This is a genomic window from Nocardioides panacis (assembly GCF_019039255.1).
GTDB lineage: Bacteria > Actinomycetota > Actinomycetes > Propionibacteriales > Nocardioidaceae > Nocardioides_B > Nocardioides_B panacis.
The window spans coordinates 3,010,909-3,035,356 of sequence record NZ_CP077062.1; the positions used below are offsets into that span (position 1 = coordinate 3,010,909).

At 73.3% G+C, this 24,448-nt stretch carries 23 protein-coding genes and 3 pseudogenes; 14 read left to right on the forward strand and 12 right to left on the reverse strand.

The features are described 5' to 3' along the window. Nucleotides 1–34: 34 nt before the first annotated feature. Complete coding sequence (locus tag KRR39_RS14705) at nucleotides 35–1,171, reverse strand: serine hydrolase domain-containing protein (protein ID WP_216937979.1); 1,137 nt, start codon at nucleotides 1,169–1,171, stop codon at nucleotides 35–37. Between the two features lie 52 nt (nucleotides 1,172–1,223). Here KRR39_RS14705 and KRR39_RS14710 point away from each other — a divergent pair, with 52 nt between their 5' ends. From KRR39_RS14710 to KRR39_RS26560, 4 genes and pseudogenes are all read left to right on the forward strand, one after another. Continuing rightward, entirely contained in the window at nucleotides 1,224–1,652 is a 429-nt protein-coding gene (locus KRR39_RS14710; RefSeq protein WP_216937982.1) for a CoA-binding protein, read from the forward strand. Then, nucleotides 1,652–1,726: pseudogene (locus tag KRR39_RS24945) on the forward strand (hypothetical protein); the annotation flags it as partial. The gene KRR39_RS14710 and the pseudogene KRR39_RS24945, both read left to right, overlap by 1 nt. Before the next feature lie 25 nt (nucleotides 1,727–1,751). Further along, nucleotides 1,752–2,885 (forward strand): annotated as a pseudogene (locus tag KRR39_RS26555) (prolyl oligopeptidase family protein); the annotation flags it as partial. A 108-nt stretch (nucleotides 2,886–2,993) separates the two neighbouring features. Then, nucleotides 2,994–3,749, forward strand: coding sequence for a prolyl oligopeptidase family serine peptidase (locus KRR39_RS26560; RefSeq protein ID WP_436972058.1), 756 nt, complete (start codon nucleotides 2,994–2,996; stop codon nucleotides 3,747–3,749). Nucleotides 3,750–3,758: 9 nt separating this feature from the next. Here KRR39_RS26560 and purE read toward each other — a convergent pair whose 3' ends face one another. From purE to KRR39_RS14745, 6 genes are all read right to left on the reverse strand, one after another. After that, complete coding sequence (gene purE, locus KRR39_RS14720; RefSeq protein ID WP_216937984.1) at nucleotides 3,759–4,268, reverse strand: 5-(carboxyamino)imidazole ribonucleotide mutase; 510 nt, start codon at nucleotides 4,266–4,268, stop codon at nucleotides 3,759–3,761. Further along, a complete protein-coding gene (locus KRR39_RS14725; protein WP_216937986.1) occupies nucleotides 4,265–5,389 on the reverse strand; it encodes a 5-(carboxyamino)imidazole ribonucleotide synthase in 1,125 nt (374 codons plus the stop codon). The genes purE and KRR39_RS14725 overlap by 4 nt, the downstream gene beginning before the upstream one ends. 101 nt (nucleotides 5,390–5,490) lie before the next feature. Continuing rightward, nucleotides 5,491–5,838 (reverse strand): winged helix-turn-helix domain-containing protein, encoded by a 348-nt coding sequence (locus KRR39_RS14730; RefSeq protein ID WP_216937988.1) that lies wholly within the window; start codon nucleotides 5,836–5,838, stop codon nucleotides 5,491–5,493. 133 nt (nucleotides 5,839–5,971) lie between these two features. Further along, nucleotides 5,972–6,958 carry an adenylate/guanylate cyclase domain-containing protein gene (locus KRR39_RS14735; protein WP_216937990.1) on the reverse strand — a complete coding sequence of 329 codons (987 nt, stop codon included), beginning with the start codon at nucleotides 6,956–6,958 and terminating at the stop codon, nucleotides 5,972–5,974. After that, the gene (locus KRR39_RS14740; RefSeq protein WP_216937991.1) at nucleotides 6,945–7,466 is read right to left on the reverse strand and encodes a PH domain-containing protein; all 522 of its coding nucleotides are present in this window, start codon (nucleotides 7,464–7,466) and stop codon (nucleotides 6,945–6,947) included. The genes KRR39_RS14735 and KRR39_RS14740 overlap by 14 nt, the downstream gene beginning before the upstream one ends. A gap of 26 nt (nucleotides 7,467–7,492) precedes the next feature. Further along, nucleotides 7,493–8,284, reverse strand: coding sequence for a biotin--[acetyl-CoA-carboxylase] ligase (locus KRR39_RS14745; protein WP_254185159.1), 792 nt, complete (start codon nucleotides 8,282–8,284; stop codon nucleotides 7,493–7,495). Between the two features lie 52 nt (nucleotides 8,285–8,336). Between KRR39_RS14745 and KRR39_RS14750 the strand changes: the two genes are divergently transcribed. Then, on the forward strand, nucleotides 8,337–10,244 hold the full coding sequence (locus KRR39_RS14750) for an acyl-CoA carboxylase epsilon subunit (RefSeq protein ID WP_367303745.1): 1,908 nt from the start codon (nucleotides 8,337–8,339) through the stop codon (nucleotides 10,242–10,244). A gap of 106 nt (nucleotides 10,245–10,350) precedes the next feature. Here KRR39_RS14750 and KRR39_RS14755 read toward each other — a convergent pair whose 3' ends face one another. Then, complete coding sequence (locus KRR39_RS14755) at nucleotides 10,351–11,796, reverse strand: MFS transporter (protein WP_216937995.1); 1,446 nt, start codon at nucleotides 11,794–11,796, stop codon at nucleotides 10,351–10,353. A 72-nt stretch (nucleotides 11,797–11,868) separates the two neighbouring features. On the opposite strand from KRR39_RS14755, the gene KRR39_RS14760 reads away from it, so the two are divergent. The 5 genes and pseudogenes from KRR39_RS14760 (at nucleotide 11,869) to KRR39_RS14780 (ending at nucleotide 16,039) form a co-directional block, all read left to right on the forward strand. Continuing rightward, complete coding sequence (locus tag KRR39_RS14760; protein ID WP_254185160.1) at nucleotides 11,869–12,516, forward strand: TetR/AcrR family transcriptional regulator; 648 nt, start codon at nucleotides 11,869–11,871, stop codon at nucleotides 12,514–12,516. Nucleotides 12,517–12,645: 129 nt separating this feature from the next. Then, nucleotides 12,646–13,845: pseudogene (locus tag KRR39_RS14765) on the forward strand (DUF885 domain-containing protein); the annotation flags it as partial. 369 nt (nucleotides 13,846–14,214) lie between these two features. Further along, a complete protein-coding gene (locus KRR39_RS14770; RefSeq protein WP_216937997.1) occupies nucleotides 14,215–14,862 on the forward strand; it encodes a Maf family protein in 648 nt (215 codons plus the stop codon). Nucleotides 14,863–14,930: 68 nt separating this feature from the next. Next, on the forward strand, nucleotides 14,931–15,668 hold the full coding sequence (locus KRR39_RS14775; protein ID WP_216937999.1) for a glycosyltransferase family 2 protein: 738 nt from the start codon (nucleotides 14,931–14,933) through the stop codon (nucleotides 15,666–15,668). Then, nucleotides 15,665–16,039 (forward strand): DUF2304 domain-containing protein, encoded by a 375-nt coding sequence (locus KRR39_RS14780; protein ID WP_216938001.1) that lies wholly within the window; start codon nucleotides 15,665–15,667, stop codon nucleotides 16,037–16,039. The genes KRR39_RS14775 and KRR39_RS14780 overlap by 4 nt, the downstream gene beginning before the upstream one ends. 33 nt (nucleotides 16,040–16,072) lie before the next feature. Here KRR39_RS14780 and KRR39_RS14785 read toward each other — a convergent pair whose 3' ends face one another. Both KRR39_RS14785 and KRR39_RS14790 read right to left on the reverse strand, forming a co-directional pair. Then, nucleotides 16,073–16,867: a glycosyltransferase family 2 protein gene (locus tag KRR39_RS14785; protein ID WP_216938003.1), complete on the reverse strand. Its 795-nt coding sequence runs from the start codon at nucleotides 16,865–16,867 to the stop codon at nucleotides 16,073–16,075. Between the two features lie 43 nt (nucleotides 16,868–16,910). Beyond that, nucleotides 16,911–17,879, reverse strand: a complete 969-nt coding sequence (locus KRR39_RS14790; RefSeq protein ID WP_254185161.1) for a GDP-mannose 4,6-dehydratase — start codon at nucleotides 17,877–17,879, stop codon at nucleotides 16,911–16,913. Nucleotides 17,880–18,057: 178 nt separating this feature from the next. On the opposite strand from KRR39_RS14790, the gene KRR39_RS14795 reads away from it, so the two are divergent. Further along, nucleotides 18,058–19,173, forward strand: a complete 1,116-nt coding sequence (locus KRR39_RS14795) for a glycosyltransferase family 4 protein (RefSeq protein WP_216938006.1) — start codon at nucleotides 18,058–18,060, stop codon at nucleotides 19,171–19,173. Nucleotides 19,174–19,191: 18 nt separating this feature from the next. Here the strand turns inward: KRR39_RS14795 and KRR39_RS14800 are convergent, their stop codons facing one another. Both KRR39_RS14800 and KRR39_RS14805 read right to left on the reverse strand, forming a co-directional pair. Then, nucleotides 19,192–19,662 (reverse strand): GtrA family protein, encoded by a 471-nt coding sequence (locus KRR39_RS14800; protein ID WP_216938008.1) that lies wholly within the window; start codon nucleotides 19,660–19,662, stop codon nucleotides 19,192–19,194. Between the two features lie 27 nt (nucleotides 19,663–19,689). Next, on the reverse strand, nucleotides 19,690–20,880 hold the full coding sequence (locus tag KRR39_RS14805) for an acyl-CoA dehydrogenase family protein (protein WP_216938010.1): 1,191 nt from the start codon (nucleotides 20,878–20,880) through the stop codon (nucleotides 19,690–19,692). 77 nt (nucleotides 20,881–20,957) lie between these two features. Here KRR39_RS14805 and KRR39_RS14810 point away from each other — a divergent pair, with 77 nt between their 5' ends. The 3 genes from KRR39_RS14810 to KRR39_RS14820 all read left to right on the forward strand — a co-directional run bounded on the left by KRR39_RS14810 (nucleotide 20,958) and on the right by KRR39_RS14820 (nucleotide 24,267). Continuing rightward, nucleotides 20,958–21,359, forward strand: a complete 402-nt coding sequence (locus KRR39_RS14810) for a MerR family transcriptional regulator (protein WP_216938012.1) — start codon at nucleotides 20,958–20,960, stop codon at nucleotides 21,357–21,359. Nucleotides 21,360–21,438: 79 nt separating this feature from the next. Continuing rightward, the gene (locus KRR39_RS14815; RefSeq protein WP_216938014.1) at nucleotides 21,439–22,398 is read left to right on the forward strand and encodes an NAD-dependent epimerase/dehydratase family protein; all 960 of its coding nucleotides are present in this window, start codon (nucleotides 21,439–21,441) and stop codon (nucleotides 22,396–22,398) included. 81 nt (nucleotides 22,399–22,479) lie between these two features. Continuing rightward, nucleotides 22,480–24,267, forward strand: a complete 1,788-nt coding sequence (locus KRR39_RS14820) for an acetyl/propionyl/methylcrotonyl-CoA carboxylase subunit alpha (RefSeq protein WP_216938016.1) — start codon at nucleotides 22,480–22,482, stop codon at nucleotides 24,265–24,267. Nucleotides 24,268–24,448: the final 181 nt, after the last annotated feature.

Below are 24,448 nucleotides of genomic sequence, written 5' to 3' on the forward strand. Positions count from 1 at the left end.
CTGCGGGTGTCGGATACGCCACGTGCGGGGCGCCTCAGACACCGCACAGCGCGGTCTCCAGCACGTCGTGCAGCAGGCCTGCCCGGAGGTCCCGGTCGGTGGTCGCCACCAGCACCACCGAGACGTCGGCGTCCCGGCGCGTGTAGGCCGCCGACACGTAGCCCGAGACGTCGCCCGTGTGACCGACCGCGGGACCGCACCGGGTGGGCAGCCGGGCCAACCCGAGCCCGTAGCCCGACCACTGCCCCAGCCAGCCGGCCCGCGGCCGGGCCATCTCGTCGACGAGCCGCGGCGCGAGGAGCCGGCCGGTGAACAGCGCGTGGAAGAACCGGTCGACGTCCGGGGCGTCGCTCACCAGCCCGGCGGCCGCCCAGCCCCACGTCAGGTCCCACCCGGTGGTGTCCGCCCCGTAGGCGTAGCCGTGTGCGACCGGCGGCTCGTCGATCCGGGCCCGCCGCAACGACGCGCTGCGCATCCCGAGCGGGCCGAACACCTCCCGGTCCAGCACCCGTGCGAGGGGTCGGCCGGTGACCCGCTCGACGACCATCCCGAGCACCGCGTAGTTGGTGTTGGAGTAGGACTGCCCCTGCCCCGGCTGGAACGTCGGCGGCGCCCGGCCGGCGGCGGCGACCAGCGCCTGCTGGTCGACCGGGTGCCGCTTCAGGACCGGCCAGGCCGCCGGGACCCGGTTGTACTCCGCGAGCCCGCTGGTGTGGGACAGCAGGTCGGCGACCGTGATCCGGTCCCCCGCCGGGAGCAGCCCGGGCAGCCACTCCGCCACGGTGTCGTCGAGGAACAGGTCGCCGCGCTGCACCAGCCGCATCACGGCCGCGGCGACCACCGGCTTGGTCAGGCTCGCGACGTGGAACCTCCGGTCCGAGGTCATCGCCGCGCCCGTCCCCACGTCGGCCGCTCCGGCGGTGAGCACCTGGACGTGGCCGCCGCGCCGCAGCACGACGACCACACCCGGTGCGACGTGGGTGGCGACGACGGCCGACAGCATCCGTCGTACGGCGGCCGTGGTCGCGGACCGCCCGGCGCCCGGCGATCCGCTCACCCCGGGCTGCGGGGAGGCGCGCTGCGGACCGGCGGGCAGGCACCCGGCGACGCACGTCAGGGCGACCGTCACGAGCCCGAGCACCCACGACCGCCGCCGGAGCGGCTGCGGCACGGCGTGACCTCCCTCCCGCGCCCCATCTTGGCGGGTCGGTACCGTCTGCACCATGGCACCCACACCCTGGCTCGACCGGGACACCATCCGCTTCCTGCTCGAGGAGTGCGAGACCTGGGCGGTGGTCGGCCTGTCCGGCAACCCCGACCGCACGGCCCACCGGATCGCGCACTTCCTGCAGCAGCAGGGCAAGCGGATCGTGCCCGTGCACCCCGACGCCCCGACGGTCCTCGGCGAGCAGGGGTACGCCGCGCTCGCCGACGTGCCCTTCGAGGTCGACGTCGTCGACGTGTTCCGCCGCTCGGAGCACGCCGGCGCCTTCGCCGACCAGGCCGTCGCGATCGGCGCCCGGGGCGTGTGGTTCCAGCTCGGGGTCGTCGACCACGACGCCTTCCGGCGCACCACCGAGGCCGGCGTCCCGATGGTGATGGACACCTGCCCGGCCATCGAGTGGCCCCGGCTCGCGGCGGCGGGTGCCTGATGGCCGCGCCGCAGGCCCGCCGCGACGACACCGTCGACACGCTGCACGGGCAGCAGGTCGCCGACCCGTACCGGTGGCTGGAGGACCCCGACTCCCCCCGAGACCCGCGCCTGGGTCGTGGAGCAGAACCGGCACAGCCGCGAGCACCTGGACGCCCTGGGGTCCCGCGAGTGGTTCCGCCGCACGATGACCGGTGTCGTCGGCCGCCCGCGCGCGGGCACCCCCGACAAGGTCGGCGGCCGCTACGTCGTCAGCCGCAACGACGGCTCGCAGCAGCAGGACCTCTGGTTCGTCGCGGACACGCTCGACGAGCTCCGGCACGGCGGCCGGCTGCTGCTGGACCCGAACACGTTCTCCGAGGACGGCACCTCCTCCCTGGCCGGCTACCACGCCAGCGAGGACGGCCGCTGGCTGGCCTTCCTGGTCAGCGACGGCGGCAGCGACTGGAGCAGCATCCGGCTGCTCGACCTCGCCGGCGGCCACGAGGTCGACGACGTGGTCCGCAAGGTGAAGTTCAGCGAGGCGACCTGGCTGCCCGACAACTCCTCCTACCTCTACCTCTACTTCCCGACCGAGGGCTCCGGCGTCGGCACCGAGGCGGCCGCGCTGCCCGGCGGCCAGCTGCGGCGGCACTACGTCGGCGAGCCGCAGGACAACGACGAGCTGGTCCTCGAGATCCCCGAGAACCCCCGGATCAGCATCGGCCCGACCCTCTCGCACGACGGCCGCTGGCTCGCGGTCTCGCTGCACGAGGGCACCTCGGAGAAGAACCGGCTGTGGTTCTACCCGGTGCAGACTTCCGACGGCGCCACCGTGATCGGCGAGCCCCTCAAGGTCGTCGACGAGGCGGTCGCCGGCTTCGACCCGGTGCGCTTCGACGGCGACCAGGTCTACCTCTGGACCGACCTCGACGCGCCTCTGGGCCGGGTGGTCCGGCTGGACCTCACGGCGTTCCCCGACACCGGCCGCGCGGACCTCGTCGACGTCGTCCCCGAGAGCGACTCCGCACTGCGCGGGGTGCACGCCGTCGGCGGGGAGCTGCTCGCCGTGCACCTGGTCGACGTACAGCCCCGGCTGACGCGGTACGCCCTGGACGGCTCGGTGCTCGGCACCGTCGACGTGCCCGGCGGTGCGGTGGTCGCGCTCAACGGCGACGTCGACGACGACGAGGTGTTCCTCGGCATGTCGTCGGTGATGCGGCGTACGACGGCCTACCGGCTCGACCTGGCCGGTGGCGACGTCAAGGAGCTCACCGGGCTCGAGCCGGCCGGGGACACCGACTGGACCGCCCCCGAGGTGGTCACCGAGCGGCGTCGGGCGACGAGCACCGACGGCACCGAGGTGCCCTACTTCCTGGTCCGTCGCGCGGACCTGCCGCTGGACGCACCGCGCCCCACGCTGCTCTACGGCTACGGCGGCTTCGACATCCCCGAGCTGGCGACGTTCCGGCCGGTCTTCGCCGGCTGGCTCGCGGCCGGCGGCGTGCTGGTGATCGCGAACCTGCGCGGCGGTGGCGAGTTCGGTGCCGCCTGGCACGACGCGGGGCGGCTCGAGCGCAAGCAGAACGTCTTCGACGACTTCCTCGCGGTCGCCGACCACCTGGTGGCCGAAGGCGTCACGACCCGGGCGCAGCTCGCGCTGCACGGCGGCAGCAACGGTGGTCTGCTGGTCGGCGCGGTGATCACCCAGCGGCCCGACGTGGCGGCGGTCGCGCTGCCCGCCGTGGGCGTGATGGACATGCTGCGCTTCCACCTGTTCACGATCGGCGCGGCCTGGATCTCCGACTTCGGGTCCCCCGAGGACCCGGCGATGTTCGAGACGCTGCTGGCCTACTCGCCGCTGCACAACGTCCGCGAGGGGACGGCCTACCCGGCGACGCTGGTGACCACCGGCGACCACGACGACCGGGTGGTGCCGGCGCACAGCTTCAAGTTCACCGCGGCGCTGCAGCACGCGCACGCCGGGGACGGTCCCGTGCTGGCCCGGATCGAGACCGCCGCGGGGCACGGCCTGGGCAAGCCGGTCTCGGTGGTGGTGGCCGAGTGCACCGACCAGCTCGCGTTCGCCGCCGAGCACACGGGGCTCGTCCCGGGGTGACCGCGCCGGTCAGAAGCCGATCGAGCGCTGCGTCTGGTTGCGGACGACCTTGCCCTTCTCGTGCGCGCTCTCGCGCAGCGAGGCCTGGAACTCCACCATCTTGGTGCGCAGCGACTCGTCGGACGCCGCCAGGATGCGGACGGCGAGCAGGCCGGCGTTGCGCGCGTTGCCGACCGCGACCGTCGCGACCGGCACCCCGGCCGGCATCTGCACGATCGAGAGCAGCGAGTCCATGCCGTCGAGGTACTTCAGGGCCACCGGGACGCCGATGACCGGGAGCGGGGTGACGGCGGCCAGCATGCCGGGCAGGTGGGCGGCCCCGCCGGCGCCGGCGATGATCACCTGCAGCCCGCGGCCCGCGGCGTCCTTGCCGTAGGCCAGCATCTCCTCGGGCATCCGGTGCGCCGAGACGACGTCGGCCTCGAAGCCGACCCCGAACTCCTCGAGCGCATCGGCGGCCGCCTTCATCGTCGGCCAGTCGGAGTCCGACCCCATGACGATCCCGACCTGGGTGTTCATGCGCTCTCCATCCCTAGGTCGCCGCGGAACCACGCGGCCGCGTGCCTCGCCCGCTCGCGCACGTCGTCCAGGTCGTCGCCGTAGGCCGTGACGTGGCCGACCTTGCGGCCGGGCTTCACGTCCTTGCCGTACAGGTGCACCTTGAGGCCCGGGTCGCGCGCGAAGGCGTGCGGGTAGCCGCCGTACAGGTTCTCCGAGACCGCGCCGTGGTCGCCGCCGAGGATGTTCACCATCACCGTCCAGGGCGCGCGGGGAGCCGGCGAGCCGAGCGGCAGGTCGAGGACCGCGCGCAGGTGGTTCTCGAACTGCCCGGTGACCGCCCCGTCCATGCTCCAGTGCCCGGTGTTGTGCGGGCGCATCGCGAGCTCGTTGACCAGCACCCGTCCGTCGGTGGTCTCGAACATCTCCACCGCGAGGATGCCGGTGACATCGAGCTCGCCGGCCACACGCATCGCGATCCGCTGCGCCTCGACGGCGAGGGTCTCGTCGAGGTCGGGCGCGGGGGCGGTGACCTCCCAGCAGACGCCGTCGCGCTGCACCGACTCCACGACGGGGTAGGCCGCGACCTGGCCGGAGGGCGAGCGGGCCACCAGCGCGGACAGCTCGCGCCGGAAGTCGACCTTTTCCTCGGCGAGGATCTGCACCCCCGTGGACTCGGCGACCGCGAACGCGTCGGCGCAGTCGTCCTCGGAGGAGACCACCCAGACGCCCTTGCCGTCGTAGCCGCCGCGGGTGGTCTTGAGCACGACGGGGAAGCCGCCCACCGAGGCGGCGAAGGCGACCGCCTCCGCGGTGTCGGCGACCACCCGGTGCCGCGGGCTGGGCACGCCGAGGGCGTCCAGCCGGGCCCGCATCACGGACTTGTCCTGGGCGTGCACCAGGGCGTCGGGGCCGGGCCGGCAGGCGTGCCCCTCCTCGGTGAGCGTGTGCAGGTGCTCGGTGGGCACGTGCTCGTGGTCGAAGGTGACCACCGAGCAGCCCTCCGCGACGGTGCGGAGCGTGGCGAGGTCGCGGTAGTCGCCGACCAGCGGGTCGCGCACGACCTGCGCGGCGGAGACGTCGGGGCCCTCGGCGAGCAGCCGGATGGGGACGCCGAGGGCGATGGCGGCCTGCGCCATCATCCGGGCCAGCTGCCCCCCCGCCGATGACCGCGAGAGCAGGGGTCGGGACGGAGGAGGGGGCGGTCACGCGACGAGCGTAACCAGGCGCCGGTCGGGTCGGGTCAGGAGGCCGTCTTGGCGATGCGGGCGGCCACGTCGGCGTACACCGGGGCGACGGTCTCGAAGCGCAGCCCGCGGCCGCGGATCGTGGTGATCAGGGTCGGGCGCCGGGTGTCGTCCCCGAGCTTCTTGCGGACCCAGCCGAGGTGCACGTCGATGGTCTTCGCGGACGTCCAGAAGTTGGTCTGCCACACGTCGCGCATCAGCTCCTCGCGGGTGACGATCTCCCCGGGCCGGCTGATCAGGGCATGCAGCAGGTCGAACTCCTTGTTGGACATCCGGATCTCGATCCCGTCGCGCCACACGCGACGCGCGGTCTCGTCGAGCTCCACGCCCTGCACACTCATCATGGGATGAGCGTAAAGAGACAAAACGGACACCGGATGGGGAACTCCCAGATTGACCCGGAATGACTACTCCCGGGTCTAGTCATTCCGGGCGTTCGGCTTCCGAACGGGGCAGCGGCGAGCGTCCGCAGACCGCTCAGTGCCGGCGTACGGCGACCGGCTCGACGATCCCGAACCCGCGCAGCGGGCGGGCCGGCAGCAGCCGCGAGTCGAACAGCCCCGGAGAGAGCCGGTCGGAGGTGGCCCGGTCGGTGATCACCCGGTTGCGCCGGGCCACCCCGGTGAGCCGCGCGGCCATGTTCACCGGCGGGCCGAACACATCGCCGAGCTGCATGATCACCGAACCGGTGGCGAGCCCCAGCCGGACGTCGGGCAGCCGGCTGTCGTGCCCGATCACGTCGACGATGTTCAGCGCGATGTCCATCGCCCGGGTCGGGTCCTCGGAGACGAACAGCACCGAGTCGCCCAGCGTCTTGATCACCCGGCCGCGCTGCTGGGCGACCACGTCGGCGCAGCGCGACTCGAAGATCTCGACCAGGTCGCCGATCCGGTCCTCGTCGAGCTCGTTGGACAGCGCGGTGAACCGGACCAGGTCGGCGAAGCCCACCGTGACCTCGGTGGTGTGCAGGTCGGAGTCGTTGGCGCCGAGCGCCTCGACGCGGGCGACCGCGGCCGCGAGGTGCCGGCGCCACGAGTAGATCAGCAGCTGCTCGAACGGCACGCCGACCTCCTCGACGAGCCGCAGCGCGCTGCCCACCCGGCTGCCGGTGGCCTGGTCGCCGGCCTCCAGCTGCTCGACCCGGGCCGAGAGGGTGGCCACCTCCCAGTCGGCGAGCCGCGCCATCGTCTGGCCGACCGCGCGGGTCAGGCGCACCGCGGTGTCGAAGTCGATCGCCCCGCGGTCCACGGCGCCGACCATGGTGCTCAGCGCCGCGCGGTCGCCGTCGGTGAACGCGGCCTGGTCGCCGGCGTCGGGGAAGCCCAGCGCCCGCCAGAGCCGGCGGGCCTCCTCCAAGGTCACGCCGGCCGCCTCGGCGACCTCCTCGCTGGTGAGCGACGGGTTCTCGCCGAGGATCGCGCCCTCGAGCGCCTGGCGGGTGAAGCGGGGCTCAGGTTCCGTCATCGAGGCGGCGTTCCCGTGCGTCGTCGGTGTGCCCGAAGAGCAGGTCGCTGATCGCGAGGTGCACCTGCTCGGCGTGCGGGATGTCGTGGAGCCGGACGCTCCCGCGCTCGCTGGCGTCGGAGACCACCAGGGTGCCGCAGCCGAGCATCCGGTCGACCAGCCCGTGCTCGTAGGCGACGTCGTTGATCCTGGCCAGCGGGATGTCGTGCCCGCGGCGGCTCAGGATGCCGGTCCGGGTGATCAGCCGCCGGTCGGTGACGGTGTAGGAGGTCGTCATCCAGCGCAGGAACGGCTGGACCACGAGCCGGAGCACGACGACCAGCGCCAGCATCCAGATCACCGCGAGCAGCAGCGGACGCGCGCGGCCGGACGGGAACGTCGAGACGAAGCCGGCGATCGCGGCGACCAGGATCAGCCAGAGGGCCGGCAGCAGCAGCGCCTTGACGTGGGTGCGGGTGGACACCACGACCTGCTCGCCGTCGTTGAGGAGCCGCTGGGAGATCACCACCGGGGAATCATGACACGCAGCGCCCCTCAGACCGGGCGGACGTGCACGACGTCGCCGGCGCCCAGCGCGTGCACCCGGCTCCCGTCGTCGACCAGCAGCCGGCCGTCCTCGTCGACGTCGAGGGCCCGGCCGTGCAGCGGCGCCCCGCCGGGCAGGTCGACCCGGACGTCCCGGCCGATCGTCGAGCAGCTCCGGGTGTACGACGGGCGCAGGCCCTGTCCCGCGGCGCCGACCCAGCCGCCGTACAGGTCGGAGAAGGCGGTCAGCACCGCGACGAGCAGCGCCGAGCGGTCCACCGGCGGGGCGCCCGCGAGCTCCAGGGAGGTGGCCGTGGGCACCGGCAGCTCGTCCGGGGTCGAGGACACGTTGAGCCCGACGCCGACGACGGCCGCCGCCCCGTCCGGTGCCTCGACCCGCTCGACCAGGATGCCGGCGACCTTGCGCTCCTCGACGAGCACGTCGTTGGGCCACTTGAGCACCGCGTCGAGCGGGCTGCTGCGACGTACCCCCTCGACGACGGCCAGCCCGGTCAGCAGCGGCAGCCACGGCCAGCGCGCGACCGGCACCGCCTCGGGCCGGACCAGGAGGGAGAACGTCAGGGCGGCGCGCGGCGGGGTGACCCACACCCGGTCCAGGCGGCCCCGCCCGGCGGTCTGGTGCTCGGTCACGACGACCAGTCCGGGCGCCTCGCCGGCGCGCGCCCGCAGGGCCACGTCGGCGTTCGTCGACGGGGACTCCGGCACCACCTCGACGCGCCAGCCGGGGGCGACCAGGGCGGCCGGGTCGAGCGGTGGGCGGCTGGGAGGGGGGATCGACACAGGCACTAGATTGCACCCCGTGAGCCAAGGATCAGCGAAGCCCGCCCAGGAGATGCCGTCCGACGACCAGCCGGGTCAGGGCACCGAGGTGCCCGAGGGCATCGACATCCACACCACCGCCGGCAAGGTCGCCGACCTCGACCGGCGGCTGCACGAGGCCGTGCACGCGGGCTCCGAGCGGGCCATCGAGAAGCAGCACGCCAAGGGCAAGAAGACAGCCCGCGAACGGGTCCTCGAGCTGCTCGACGAGGACTCCTTCGTGGAGCTCGACGAGCTGGCCCGGCACCGCTCGACGGCGTTCGGCCTGGAGAAGAACCGGCCCTACGGCGACGGCGTGGTCACCGGCTACGGCACCATCGACGGCCGCCAGGTGTGCGTGTTCGCCCAGGACTTCACGGTGTTCGGCGGCTCGCTGGGACAGGTCTTCGGCGAGAAGATCGTCAAGGTCATGGACCTCGCCATGAAGACCGGGTGCCCGATCATCGGCATCAACGACTCCGGCGGCGCGCGCATCCAGGAGGGTGTGGTCTCGCTCGGCCTGTACGGCGAGATCTTCCGGCGCAACGTGCACGCGTCCGGCGTGATCCCGCAGATCTCCTTGATCATGGGCCCCTGCGCCGGTGGCGCGGTGTACTCCCCCGCCGTCACCGACTTCACCGTGATGGTCGACCAGACCTCGCACATGTTCATCACCGGACCCGACGTGATCAAGACCGTCACCGGCGAGGACGTCTCGATGGAGGACCTGGGCGGCGCCCGGTCGCACAACACCAAGTCCGGCAACGCGCACTACATGGGCTCCGACGAGTCCGACGCGATCGACTACGTCAAGGCGCTCATCGGCTTCCTCCCGCAGAACAACCTCGACGAGCCGTTGACCTACGACGAGGTGGCCGACCTGGAGATCGGCGAGGAGGACCGGGCGCTGGACACGCTGATCCCGGACTCGCCCAACCAGCCCTACGACATGCACACGGTGATCGAGTCGGTCGTCGACGACGGCGAGTTCCTCGAGGTCCAGCCGCTGTTCGCGCCGAACCTGCTGATCGGCTTCGGCCGGGTCGAGGGCCGGCCCGTCGGCGTGGTGGCCAACCAGCCGATGCAGTTCGCCGGCACCCTCGACATCGACGCCTCCGAGAAGGCCGCCCGCTTCGTGCGCACCTGCGACGCGTTCAACGTGCCGGTGCTGACCTTCGTCGACGTACCCGGCTTCCTGCCCGGCACCGACCAGGAGTGGAACGGCATCATCCGCCGCGGCGCGAAGCTGATCTACGCCTACGCCGAGGCGACCGTGCCGCTGATCACCGTGATCACCCGCAAGGCCTACGGCGGCGCGTACGACGTGATGGGCTCCAAGCACCTCGGCGCCGACATGAACCTCGCCTGGCCGACCGCGCAGATCGCCGTGATGGGCGCGCAGGGCGCGGTCAACATCCTGTACCGCTCCGAGCTCGCGGACGCCGACGACGCCGACGCCAAGCGCGCCGAGCTGGTGCAGGAGTACGAGGACCACCTGGCCAACCCCTACCTCGCCGCCGAGCGGGGCTACATCGACGCGGTCATCCAGCCGCACGAGACCCGCGGCGAGATCGTCCGGGCCCTGCGGCTGCTGCGCTCCAAGCGCGAGACCCTGCCGCCCAAGAAGCACGGGAACATCCCCCCTGTGACCGGCCCTGTGACCGGCCCTGTGACCGGCCCTGTGACCGGCCCTGTGACCGGCCCGGACGCCGACCCGGCGACTCTGGCGGCGGAACCGCAGCGCCCGCTGCTGCGCGTGGTCAAGGGCGACCCGAGCGACGAGGAGCTGGCCGCCCTGGTCGCGGTCGTCTCCGCCGTGGCGGCCGCGCAGGTCACGACCGCGGCGAAGCCGGTCTCCCCGTGGTCGGCCCCCGCCCGCGGCCACCGCACCCCCCTCGCGGCCGGCCGCGGCGGCTGGCGCGCCAGCTCCCTCCCCCGCTGACCCGGCGACTCTGGTTGCCCGAAAGCCGCCGACCCGGCGACTCTGGTTGCTGACAGGCAACCAGAGGCGCCGGGTCGGGGGCGGTCCGGCCGCCAGAGGCGCCGGGTCAGGGGGTGCGGGGACGGCCGGGGGCGAAGAGGGCGGCCACCACCGCCACCCCGACGGCGGCCGCGCCGACGAGCAGGGCCGGGCCGATCGCACCGGTGTACCCGGTCGGCGTGAGCTCGCCGCCGTTGCCGAGGAACACCGCGGTCAGCCCGGCGACGCCGAGGGCCACGCCGAACTCCCGGATCGTGGAGTTCGCCGAGCTCGCGGTCCCGAAGTCGTCGTCGGACATCCCGTCGAGGACCGCGGTGGCGCTCGGCGCGAAGGTCAGCCCCATGCCCACGCCGGCCATCACCAGGCCCGGCACGAACGAGGCGTACGTCGATCCCGCCTCGGTCACCACGGCGAGCCACACCAGCGCACCGGCCTGCAGGACCAGCCCGCTCACCAGCAGCACCCGCAGCCCGGTCCGCGAGGCCAGCATCCCGGCGACCGGCGCGACCAGCATCGGCGCCGCGGTCCACGGCAGGGTCCGCAGGCCGGCCTCCAGCGGGCTGTAGCCCATCACGATCTGCAGGTTCTGGGCCAGCAGGAACACCGCGCCGAACATCCCGATGGTGAAGCTGAGCCCGATCACGTTCGCCACCGAGAACCCGCGGGACGCGAACAGCCGCAGCGGCAGCACCGCGAAGTCGCGCCGGGAGGTGGACCGGGCGTGCGCGACGTACCCCGGCACCAGCAGCGCCGCCCCGACCAGCGGCACCAGCACCCGCACCGAGCCCCAGCCGTCGTCGTTGCCGTGCACGATCCCCCAGATGCCGAGGAACACCGCGCCGCCGAGCACCAGGGTGCCGCGCACGTCGAGCCGCTGGCGACGGCCGAACGACTCGGGCACCGCGAACCGCAGCAGCGGGGCGGCGACCAGGGCCACCGGGACGTTCAGCCAGAAGATCGCCTGCCAGCTGACCCCCTCGACGACGGCGCCGCCGATCACCGGGCCGAGCGCGACGCCGAGCCCGGACACGCCGCCCCAGATGCCGATCGCCACCGGCCGCATCGCGACCGGGACCGCTGCGGCGAGCAGGGTCAGGGACAGCGGCATCACCGCGGCGGCCCCGAGGCCCTGCACGGCGCGGGCGGCGATCAGCGCCCCGGAGGACAGGCTGAGCGCGGAGGCGATCGAGGCCAGCGTGAACAGGGTGAGCCCGCCGAGCATCATCCGGCGCCGTCCCCAGCGGTCGCCGAGGGTGGCCATCGGCAGCATGAACGTGGCGAAGCTCAGCGTGTAGGCGTTCACGAACCACGCGAGGTCGTCCACCGACGCCGCGAGGTCGGTGCGGATCACCGGCAGCGCGCTGGTCATCACCAGGTTGTCCAGGGTGGCCATGAACATCGGCAGCGAGGTGGCGACGACGGCGAGCCAGACCGGCACCGTCCTGGCGCCGCGGGTCCGTCGGACCGGCTGCGGGTCGCGGGCGACCGGGGCCGGGGTGGTGAGAGAGGCCATCACGTCTCCAAGAAGGCATTGGATGATTACTTAGATCGGCACTCTAAGTAATCAACTGATAACCTGTCAACCATGTCTGCCCCGAAGACCCCGGTCCCCCGCATGAACGCCGACGAGCGACGCACCCAGGTGCTCGCCGCCGCGACCCGGGCCTTCGCGCGCACCGGGTACGCCGGCACCAGCACCGACGTGGTCGCGCGCGAGGCCGGCGTCTCCCAGCCGTACGTCGTGCGGATGTTCGGCACCAAGCACGCGCTGTTCCTCGAGGTCTTCGAGCGGGCCACCCGGCGGATCCAGGACGCGTTCGAGGCGGTCCTCGACGAGCAGCCGTTCGACCCCGAGGACGAGGACGACTGGGGCCGGCTCGGGACCGCCTACACCGACCTGCTCGTCGACCGGGACTTCCTGCTGGTGATGATGCACGGCTTCGCCGCCGGCGACGACGACGCGATCGGGGCGCGGGCGCGGGCCTGCATGGGCGACATCTACGACGTGATCCTCCGGACCGGCTGCACCCCCGAGCGGGCGACCGCCTTCGTGGCGCACGGGATGCTGCTCAACGTGATGCTCGCGATGCGCGCACCCGAGCACGTCGACGAGTCCGGGGCGCTCGCCGACATGACCGCCTGCGCCTTCGGCAGCGAGGGCCTCGACGTGGTCGCGGGCACCGCGGATCAGGCCGGGAAACCCCCGGGACCGGTGGGGGGGACCCGGGTCTAGGGTGCTCGCGTGACCCACGACCCCGCACCCTCCCGTCCCGTCGACGCCCTCGCCGAGCGGTACGTCGACGAGTACGCCGCCCTCGACCCGATCGCCGCCACCTTCATCGGTCTGCCGGGCCACGAGGACGTGCTCACCGACCTCTCCCCCGACGGGTACGCCGCCCGCGCCGACCTGACCCGCCGGGCCCTGGCCGACGCCACCGCGGCGACGCCGAGCGACGAGCGCGAGCAGGTCGCCAAGGACGCGTTCCTCGAGCGGCTCGGCCTCGAGGTGGAGATGGTCGACGCCCACGTCCCGCAGTCCGAGGTGTCGGTGATCGTCAGCGGCCTGCACGAGGTCCGCTCGGTGTTCGACCTGATGAGCACCGAGGGCGAGGAGGCCTGGAGGAACATCGACGCCCGGCTCGCGGCCGTCCCGGCCGCCCTCGAGGGCTACCGGGAGACGCTGTCGCAGGCCGCCGACCAGGGCCACGTCTCGGCGCGCCGGCAGCTCGGCGCGGTCGCCGAGCAGGTGCGCAGCTGGACCGGGCAGGACGGGGGCGACGACTTCTTCCTCGGGCTCGCCGCCCGCAGCGACGTGGACGGTCTTCGCGGCGAGCTCGACCGGCACGCCCGCCGGGCCAGCGAGGCGTTCGCCGACTTCGGCCGCTGGCTGGGGGCGGACCTCGCCCCGCGGGGCCGCGAGCGCGACGCCGTCGGCCGCGAGCGCTACGCCCTCGGCTCGCGCTACTTCCTCGGCGCCACCGTGGACCTCGAGGAGACCTACGCCTGGGGCTTCGAGGAGCTCAAGCGCATCGAGGACGACATGGCCCGGGTGGCCGGCGAGATCGTCCCCGGCGGGTCGGTCGACGACGCGGTCGCCGCCCTGGAGGCCGACCCGGCCCGGCAGATCGCCGGCAAGGAGAACTTCCGGGAGTGGATGCAGGACCTCGCCACCCGCACCCTCGAGGACATGGCCGACACGCACTTCGACATCCCCGGGCCGGTCCGCCGCATCGAGTGCTGCATCGCGCCGACCACGGACGGCGGCATCTACTACACCGGACCCAGCGAGGACTTCTCCCGCCCCGGCCGCATGTGGTGGGCGGTCCCGGACGGCGTCGAGAGCTTCTCCACCTGGCGCGAGGTCACCACGGTGTTCCACGAGGGCGTCCCCGGCCACCACCTGCAGGTCGCCCAGACGGCCTACCGCAAGGAGAAGCTGAACCGCTGGCAGCGGTTGATGTGCTGGGTCTCTGGCCACGGCGAGGGCTGGGCGCTGTACGCCGAGCGGCTGATGGACGAGCTCGGCTACCTCGCCGACCCGGGCGACAAGCTCGGCATGCTCGACGGCCAGGGCTTCCGGGCCGCCCGGGTCGTGGTCGACATCGGCATGCACCTGGAGAAGGAGATCCCCCCGGGACAACCCGTTCGGCTTCCACCCCGGCGAGACCTGGACCCCCGAGCTCGGCCTGGAGTTCATGCGCCAGCACTGCCGGATGGAGGACGCCTTCCTCACCTTCGAGGTGAACCGCTACCTCGGCTGGCCGGGCCAGGCCCCGTCGTACAAGGTGGGCGAGCGGATCTGGCTGCAGGCCCGCGAGGACGCCAAGGCCCGGCTCGGCAGCTCCTTCGACCTCACGTCGTTCCACCGCTCGGCGCTCGACCTCGGCTCGCTCGGCCTCGACCCCCTGCAGGCCGCGCTCGCCCGCATCTCGTGACCCGCCTGGTCCTGGCGAGCGCCTCCCCGGCCCGGCTCGCGACGCTGCGCTCGGCCGGCCTCCACCCCGAGGTGCTGGTCTCCGGGGTGGACGAGTCGGTGGTGACCACCCCCGACCCGGCCGCGCTGGCGTCCGAGCTGGCCTCGCTCAAGGCCCGGGCCGTCGCGGCCCGGGTCCCGGACGCGGTCGTGGTCGGCTGCGACTCGGTGCTCGCGCTGGACGGGTCGGTGCACGGCAAGCCAGCCGACGCCGACGAGGCCCGGAGCCGGTGGCGCGCGATGCGCGGCCGCTCCGGGGTGCTGCACACCGGCCACTGCGTGATCGCCCCCGGCGGGCGCGAGCTGGTCCGCGGCGCCGCCACCACGGTGCACTTCGCGGACGTCGCCGACGACGAGATCGAGGCGTACGTCGCGACCGGCGAGCCGCTCCAGGTCGCCGGCGCGTTCACCGTCGACGGGCTCGGCGGCGCGTTCGTCACCGGCATCGAGGGCGACCACCACAACGTGGTCGGGATCAGCCTCCCGGTGCTGCGCACGATGCTCGCCGAGGTCGGCGTGCCCTGGGTGTCGCTGTGGCGGACCGACCGGTCGCGGGACCCGTCGACGGCGCCCGGAGAGGGCTCCGCGACGGGACACGTGGGGTAAACTCCTGCGCGGTCAGGGGGCGTCACGCCCCAAGCCTCGTTCTCGGCGAGGCCCTTGGAGGGGAATTCATGACAACGGAGACGGTCACGGCGCCTGCTGAGCAGGACACGCTCGGCCCCCACCGGCACGACGACGTCTGCGTCATCGTGCCGATGTACAACGAGGCGGTGGTCATCGGGGACGTGGTCCGCGAGCTGTCGAAGACCTTCTCCCGGGTGGTCTGCGTCGACGACGGCAGCAAGGACGACACGGCCCGTCTCGCCAGCCAGGCCGGCGCCACCGTCGTGCACCACCCCGTGAACCTCGGCCAGGGCGCGGCCCTGCAGACCGGCGTCGACTACGCGCTGCAGTCGGGCGCCCGGTACTTCCTGACCTTCGACGCCGACGGGCAGCACCGCATCGAGGACGCCGTCGCGATGATCGAGCGGCTGCGCGAGGGCGACCTCGACATCGTGCTCGGCTCCCGGTTCCTCGGCACCGAGCTGCAGGTCCCCCGGCTGCGCAAGGCCGTGCTGCGCGCCGCGGTGGTGTTCACCCGGGCCACCACCGGCCTGGCGCTCACCGACACGCACAACGGCCTGCGGGTGATGAACCGCTCCACCGCCGTGCTGTTCAAGATCCGGCTCTGCGGGATGGCGCACGCCTCCGAGATCCTCGACATCGTGGCCCGGCACAAGCTGGCCTACGAGGAGATGCCGATCTCGGTCGTCTACTCCGACTACTCACGCGGCAAGGGGCAGTCCAGCATCAACGCCATCAACGTCCTCGTCGACCTCGTTCTCGCGCGGCTGCGGGTCATCCGATGATCATCAAGCTCATCCTGATCGCCGGGCTGACCCTGGCCGGGCTGTTCGCCTACCGGGCCGGCCGCGGAGCCCGCTCGCTCGCCCTCCGCCGGATCGGCTTCCTCCTGGCGATGGCGCTGTGCATCGTGGCCGTCCTCGCCCCTTCGACGATCTCCGGGGTCGCGCGCCTCGTCGGCGTGGGACGCGGCACCGACCTGGTGCTCTACATCTTCGTGCTGGCGTCGCTGTTCATCTGGATCGGCCTGTACCGCCGGCTGCACGACATGGAGGAGCGGTTCGTCGACCTGGCGCGGCAGATCGCCCTGGGCAAGATCTCCCCGCCGGAGACGCCGTCGGTGGAGGTCCCGGCCAACGGCCACGGCCGCTCCTGACCGGCCGCTCCTGACCGGTCGCCCTGACCGCCGTCAGCCCTCTGCAGCGACCTTGCGCGACCGGGAGCCGACCTGGCGTGCCGCCACCCGGGTGGCCCACCGCACCGGGAGCTCCCAGGCGGGTGCCACCCTGCGCAGACCGGCGGGCAGGTAGCGCCGCTTGATCATCTCGGACTCGGCCAGGGAGGCGTTGCGGTTGGCCACCGTGATCGAGTCGGCGTGCCACCGGAAGGCGGCGACCTCCTGCTTGGTGCTCACGAACCGCCCGCTGCGCTTGAGCCGCAGGAACATGTCGAGGTCCATGGCGTAGCGCAGCGTCTCGTCGTACGGTCCGGCCGCGACCAGGTCCGGGACGCGGGTCATCGAGGCCGGCTGCGGCAGCAGGTTCGGGCCCCAGCCCATGATCCGCGCGGCCAGGTCGCCGGCCCGGCTGACCGCGACGGTGCGGCCGCGCTCGTCGATGTAGGGGCAGGCGCCGTAGGCCACCACGGCGCCGTCCGTGTCGCGGAGCAGCCCCGCGAGCGTCGCCAGCCCGCCGGGCAGCAGCAGGTCGTCGTCGCCCAGCCAGGCGTAGAGCTCCTCGTCGCCCCGCCGGGCGGCGATGCCGGTGTTCACGGCGCCGGACAGCCCGGTCCGGTTGTCGTCGACGACGGTGGCGCCGTGCCGGGCCGCGGTGGCCCGGGCCTCCACGGCCGCGGGAGGCACCACCACCACCAGGTGTACGTCGACCCCCTGCTGGGCGCGCACGCTGGCGAGGGACTCCTCGAGGGTCTCGAGCCGCTCGCCGAGCGTGGGCACGACCACCAGGACCGACGGCTGGCCGGTCACGGGTGGACGGGACGGGTCGTGGGACAGGACATGGCGGAGCTCCTCATGGGGTCTGGGCAGGGGTGGCGTGGTCGAGCGCGTCCAGGTCCGCCTGGACCATGATCCGCACCAGCTCCTCGAACGTGACGGACGGCCGCCACCCCAGGGAGCGCAGCCGGGTCGGGTCGCCGACCAGGGCCCGCGGGTCCGCGGGCCGGTAGAGCGAGGCGTCGATGGTGACGTGGCCCTCCCAGTCGGTGATGCCGACGACCGAGAACGCCTCGCGCACGAATTCGCGCACCGAGCGCGGCTCACCGGTCGCCACGACGTAGTCGTCCGGGCGGTCGGCGTCGAGGATCCGGATCATCCCGTCGACGTGGTCGGGCGCGTAGCCCCAGTCACGCAGCACGTCGATGTTGCCGAGCGTGAGCGGGTCACGGCTGCCGCGCGCGATCGACGCGACCGCGCGGGTGATCTTGCGGGCCACGAACGTCGCGGGCCGCCGGGGAGACTCGTGGTTGTAGAGGATGGCGGCGGTCGCGAACATCCCCCGCCGCCGGTAGACGCCGACCATCGTGTGGGCGAAGTCCTTGGCGGCGCCGTACGGCGTCACCGGGTTGCGGGGCGTGCTCTCGTCCTGCGGGGCGCCGACCGGGTCGCCGAAGATCTCGGCGCTGGAGGCCTGCAGGAACCGCACCTCGCGTCCGGTGCGCTCCCGCAGCCGCCAGGCGGCGTCCAGCAGGCGGACGGCACCCACGCCAATGACGTCGGCCGCCTCCACCGGCTCGTCCCACGAGCGGGCGACCGAGGTCGAGCCGGCGAGGTTGAAGATCCGGTGGGGGGCGACCTCGGCGACCACCGCACCCAGGCGGCAGGCGTCCTGGAGGTCGGCCACGTGCGCGGTCAGCCCGGGCAGCTGGGCCGAGGCGCGCGCGACGTCGGCGGGGTCCCGGACGATCCCGTGCACCTCGGCGCCGGCGGCGAGCAGCCGCTCCGCGAGGTACCAGCCGTCCTGGCCCGAGACTCCCGTCACCAGGGCACTTCCGGGCACGACGTCCGCCACCTCACCACCCCGTCATCCGTGCCGACCCGATGCCGGCAGACGGACCAGGCTAGCCCGTCGGGTCCCGGCGCTCCACGCGACTCCCGCTAGCATCACCGCGTTCACCGCGCCTCCCCGGGAGACGCGCCCGCGACGAGGGTGAGGTTCCATGCCAGACGACGACCGTGCCGCAGGCGGCCGGCCGCTGCGGGTCGCGCTGCCGATGCTGACGCTGGTGCGCGGCGGGATGGGCGGCAGCGAGACCTACGCCCGCGAGCTCACCCGCGGCCTGGCGGACCGGCCCGGCATCGCGGCGACCACCACCGTGGCCGCCGCGGCGGCCGGCTTCTCCCAGGGGGTTCCCGAGCGGGTCGCCCACCGCATCCGCGGCGGCGCGTCGGCGGTCCAGCGCGTGGCCACCCAGCTGCAGGCCGGTCTGCTCAGCCCGTCCCTGCGCCGCGGCCTGCGCAGCGCCGACGTGGTGCACTACCCGCTCTCCGTGCCGTCCCCGCCGCCGCCGAGGGGCGTGCCCTTCGTGCAGACGCTGCTCGACGTGCAGCACCACGACCTGCGCGACCTGTTCGGCCGCGGCGAGGTGGCCTACCGCGCGCTGACCTACGACCGTCCCGCCCGACGGGCGGCCGCGGTGATCACGATCAGCGAGTTCTCCAAGCAGCGGATCGTGCACCACCTCGGCGTGCCGGCCGAGCGGGTGCACGTCGCGCACCTGGGCGTGGACACCGAGCAGTTCGTCGCCCGCCGCGGGGACCGCGAGGACTTCGTGCTCTACCCGGCCCGCGGCTGGCCGCACAAGAACCACGCCCGGCTCCTGGAGGCGATGGAGATCGTCCGCCGGGAGGCGCCCGGACTGCGCCTGGTGCTCACCGGCGGCGGCCTGGACGGGCTGGGGCCGCTGCCGGAGTGGGTCGACAACCGCGGGCTGGTCAGCCGCGAGGAGCTCGTCGGGCTCTACCAGCGCGCCGCGTGCCTGGTGTTCCCGAGCCGCTACGAGGGGTTCGGCCTGCCGCCTCTCGAGGCGATGGCCGCGGGCTGCCCCGTGGCCGCCGCGGACGCCGGCTCCCTGCCGGAGATCTGCGGGGACGCCGCGGCGCTGTTCGACCCCGACGACGCCGCCGCGATGGCGGCCGCCGTGCTGACGGCCCGCGCGCTCGGCGACCGGGGAGTGGACCGCGGCCTCGAGCAGTGCCGGAAGTTCACCTGGGCCGCGTGCGTCGACGTGCACGAGCGCGTGTACGGCGCCGTGGCCGGCGTACGCCGCGGCTGACCGGACCCGCGGAGGGGCTCAGCGGCGGGCCAGCTCGCGCTGCTCGATGCGGGCCGGGCTCAGGAAGATGAACCGGCGGATCGCCCAGAAGCGGGCCAGGGTGCCCAGCGAGAGACCGACCACGTTCGCGGAGATGTTGTCCGCGAACGGGTCGGTGAGCCCGAGGACGTAGCGGGTGAACGACAGGCAGCCCAGCGGGATCACCATCGAGACGATGTTGATCACGAAGAACGCCAGCCGACCGCCGGCCACCCCCACCGCGGAGCGGTTGCGGAACGCCCAGGAGCGGCTGCCGCGGTAGCTGACCACCATGCCGACGGTGTTCGCGATCACGAACGCCCACAGGGGCTGCTCGTGCATCGCGCCGGGTCCACCGACGTAGCCGTGGACCAGCCCGTTGAAGATCACGAACGACACCACCGTGGCGACTCCGCCGACGGTGAGGAACTTGGCGCCCTCGGAGAGGAAGCGCTGCCAACGGAGACCCACGGAGACCCAATGTAGTCGCAGCGCCACTTATTCCACGGGAAGGCCACGCCCGCGGGCGATCAGCATCCGCTGCACCTCGGAGGTGCCCTCGCCGATCTCGAGCACCTTGGCGTCGCGGTAGAAACGGGTGACGGGGTACTCCTCCATGAAGCCGTAGCCGCCGAAGACCTGGGTGGCGATCCGGGTCGCGGTGACCGCCGACTCGGTCGCGTAGAGCTTGGCGATGGCCGCGGCCTGCTTGAACTCCTTCATCGGCCGGCCGGCGTCCTTCATGGCGGCCGCCTTGTAGGTCAGCATCCGGGACGCCTCGAGCATCACCTCGAGGTCGGCGACCTGGAACGCGACGCCCTGCTTGGCGCCGATCGGGACGCCGAAGGTGGTGCGCTCCCCGGCGTACGCCACGGACATGTCCAGGCAGGCCTGGATGCAGCCGACCGCGAGCGCGGCGATCGCGACCCGGCCGTCGTCGAGGGTGGCGAGGAACTGCGCGAAGCCACGGCCCCGCTCGCCGAGCAGGTTGGCCTCGGGGACGCGGGCGTCGGTGAAGGTCAGCGGGTGGGTGTCGGAGGCGTGCCAGCCGAGCTTGTCGTAGGCCGGCTCGGCGGTGAAGCCGGGCGTGCCGGACGGCAGGATGATCGTGCTGACCTCGGCCCGGTCCGGCTTCCCGTCCACCCCGGGGCGGGTGCCGGTGCGGGCGGTCACCGTGACGACGGAGGTGATCTCCGAGCCGGAGTTGGTGATGAACTGCTTGGCGCCGTTGACCACCCACTCCCCGTCGACCAGCTCGGCCTTGGTCCGCGTGGCGCCGGCGTCGGAACCCGCACCGGGCTCGGTGAGCCCGAAGCCCGCGAGCGTGCGGCCGGCCACCAGGTCGGGCAGCCACTGCTGCTTCTGCTCGTCCGTGCCGAAGGTCAGGATCGGGTTGATGCCCAGGCCGACGGCCGCCTCGAGGGTGATGCCCATCGACTGGTCGACCCGGCCGATCTCCTCGATCGCGACGCACAGCGAGGTGAAGTCGCCGTCCTCCCCCATCCCGCCGAACTCCTCGGGCGCGGTCAGGCCCATCAGCCCGAGGTCGCCCATCTTGTGCACGACGTCGGTCGGGAAGTGGTGGTCCTTGTCCCACTGCGCGGCGTGCGGCGCGATCTCGGCGAGGGCGAACTCGCGGACGCTCTTGCGGAAGGTCTCGTGGTCGGGGGACAGCTCGAACGGCGACACGGGGGGCTCCTCTGGCTTTACGCTTACGTGAACGTAAGCAAGACTAGGACGCTTCCGTAGCGGAAGGGCAACACCTGATGGACGACGGAACCGACGACGGGCCGACCTGGTCGATCGCCTCGCTGGCCGAGGAGTTCGGCGTCACCCTGCGCACCATCCGGCACTACGAGGACGTCGGGCTGATCACCCCGGGGCGCCGGGGCACCACCCGGGTGTTCCACGCCCGCGACCGGATCCGGCTGCGGCTGATCCTGCGCGGCAAGCGGCTGGGGTTCTCGCTGCCGGAGATCCGCACGATCGTGAACATGTACGACGAGCAGCCCGGTGAGGCCGGCCAGCTGCAGTACCTCCTGGACCAGATCGAGGTACGACGGGCGGAGCTGGACCAGCTGCGCCGCGACATCGACGAGACGATGGAGGAGCTGGCGCACGTCGAGGACCGCTGCCGCGAGGACCTCGCCGGCCTCGCCCGGGGGTGAGCCGGGCCCCGCTCCCCGCCCACCCGGGCCTCCCGTCACGGCGAGCCGGGCCTCCCGTCGGCCGTGGTTGGATCGGCCCATGCGCTACGCCATCACCGGTGCGACCGGTTTCGTCGGGGGCGCTCTCGCCCGCCAGCTCCGCGCTGCCGGTCACGAGGTGCGCGCGCTGGTCCGCGACCCGTCCGCGGCCGGCGCGCTGGCCGACCTCGGGATCGAGCTGGTGCCCGGCGACCTCGCCGACAGCGCCGCGCTCGACCGGCTGTGCGCGGGCGTGGACGGGCTGTTCCACGTCGCGGGCTGGTACCGGCTCGGCCAGCGCGACCCGTCGGTCGGCGACCTGGTGAACGTCGCGGGCACCCGCTCGGTGCTGGCCGCCGCGCAGCGCGCCGGGGTGCCCAAGGTCGTCTGCACGAGCACGCTGGCGGTGAACTCCGACACCCACGGCGAGGTCCGCGACGAGACCTACCGGCACACCGGTGGCTACACCAGCCACTACGACCGCACCAAGGCGGAGGCGCACCGGGTCGCCGAGCTGTTCGCGGCCGACGGGCTGCCGGTCGTGATCGTCTCGCCGGGGGTCGTCTACGGCCCCGGTGACACCGCCCAGACCGGCGCCCTGCTCGCACAGGTCGTGGCCGGCAGGCGGCCGCAGGTGCCGGCCGGCGGCGAGGGCTGCTGGGCGTACGTCGACGACGTCGCGGCCGGTCACGTGCTGGCCATGGAGCGTGGCGTGCCGGGCCAGACGTACATGCTCGCCGGCCCCCGGACCACGCTGGCCGACGTGCTGCGCCGGACCGCGACGATCGCGGGCACCAAGGGCCCGCGGGTGCTGCCGGACCGCGTGGTGCGGGCGACGGCGTCGCTCACCGGGGCGCTGGGCCGCGTCGTACCCGTGCCGCCGGACTTCGCGGCGGAGACGATGCGCGCCTCGCTGGCGACGTACCTCGGCTCGCCGGCGAAGGCCGAGCGCGAGCTCGGCTGGCGGGCCAGGTCGCTCGACGCGGGGCTGCGGCTCACCGCCGGAGCGCTGCGCGGCTGACCGGCCGGTCCGGCCGGAGGGGGTGCGGGCCCGCGAGCGGAACGTCCTAGACTCCGCGAGAAGGTCGAGCAGCCCAGCAGCATGCCCAGCAGCGAGGAGAGTCACGTGGTCGAGGTCAACCCGCTCCAGAAGGTGCTCGTCGCCAACCGGGGCGAGATCGCCGTCCGGGTGATCCGGGCCTGCAAGGACGCCGGCATCGGCTCCGTCGCGGTGTACGCCGACCCCGACCGTGACGCGCTGTTCGTGCGGCTGGCCGACGAGGCGCACAGCCTCGGCGGCGCGACGCCCGCCGAGTCCTACCTCGACATCGCCAAGATCGTGAAGGTCGCGCGCGACACCGGCGCCGACTCCGTGCACCCCGGCTACGGCTTCCTCGCCGAGAACCGGGACTTCGCGCAGGCCGTGATCGACGCCGGCCTGGTGTGGATCGGTCCCCCGCCGGTCGCCATCGAGAACCTCGGCGACAAGGTCAAGGCCCGGCACATCGCGGAGAAGGTCGGCGCCCCGCTGGTCGCCGGCACCAAGGACCCCGTGGAGAACGCCGAGGAGGTCGTCGCCTTCGCCGAGGAGAACGGCCTGCCGATCGCGATCAAGGCGGCGTTCGGCGGCGGCGGCCGCGGGCTCAAGGTGGCCCGCACGATCGACGAGGTCGCCGAGATGTTCGAGTCGGCAGTCCGCGAGGCGGTCAGCGCGTTCGGCCGCGGCGAGTGCTTCGTGGAGAAGTACCTCGACAAGCCGCGCCACGTCGAGACCCAGTGCCTGGCCGACCAGCACGGCAACGTCGTGGTGGTCTCCACCCGCGACTGCTCGCTGCAGCGTCGGCACCAGAAGCTCGTCGAGGAGGCTCCCGCGCCGTTCCTGACCGACGAGCAGATGAAGACGCTCTACGACTCCTCCAAGGCGATCCTGCGCGAGGCCTCCTACGTCGGCGCCGGCACGTGCGAGTTCCTGGTCGGCCAGGACGGCACGATCTCGTTCCTCGAGGTGAACACCCGCCTGCAGGTCGAGCACCCGGTCTCCGAGGAGGTCACCGGGCTCGACCTGGTCCGCGAGATGTTCCGGATCGCCGCCGGCGAGGAGCTCGGGTACGACGACCCGGAGGTCGTCGGCCACTCCATCGAGTTCCGGATCAACGCCGAGGACCCGGGCGCCAACTTCATGCCGGCACCCGGCACGCTGACCCGCTGGCACGCGCCTGCCGGCCCGGGCGTGCGGCTCGACGGCGGCTACGACCAGGGCGAGACCGTCCCCGGCGCGTTCGACTCGCTGGTCGCCAAGCTGGTCGTCACCGGCCGCGACCGCACCCAGGCCCTGGAGCGCTCCCGCCGCGCGCTGTCCGAGTTCGTCGTCGAGGGCATGCCGACGGTGATCCCGTTCCACCGGACCGTGGTCGACGACCCGGCCTACATCGGCGACGGCCGCACCTTCGGCGTCTACACCAGCTGGATCGAGACCGAGTTCGACAACCAGATCCCGCCGTACGCCGGCGGCGCCGACGACCCCGAGGCGCAGGGCGAGCGGCAGTCCGTCACCGTCGAGGTCGGCGGCCGCCGGCTCGAGGTCGTGCTCCCCGCCGGGTTCGCCGCCGGGGCCGCGGCCGGTCCGGCCAAGAAGCCCAAGCGCGAGAAGAAGAAGGCCGGCGCGGCCGCCGGCGGGGACAGCGTCGCCTCGCCGATGCAGGGCACGATCGTCAAGGTCGCCGTCGAGGAGGGCCAGGAGGTCGCCGAGGGCGACGTGATCGTGGTCCTCGAGGCGATGAAGATGGAGCAGCCCCTCAAGGCCCACAAGGCGGGCACCGTCACCGGCCTGTCCGCGTCCGTCGGCGACAGCGTCACCAGCGGTGCCGTCGTCTGCGAGCTCAAGGACTAGACCCGCAGGGTCCGGTCGTCCGGACGGACCGGACCGACCGGGCCATGCCCGGCCCCGGGCCAGAGGCCACCAAAGCCGGGCATCCCCTCCCGGCGACCGTCGCCCGGGCCGCGCCGGGCCGCGGGAGCGGCGGTCCCGCGACGCCCCGGGCCAGCCCTCGCGGGCCACAGACGCCCCCTCG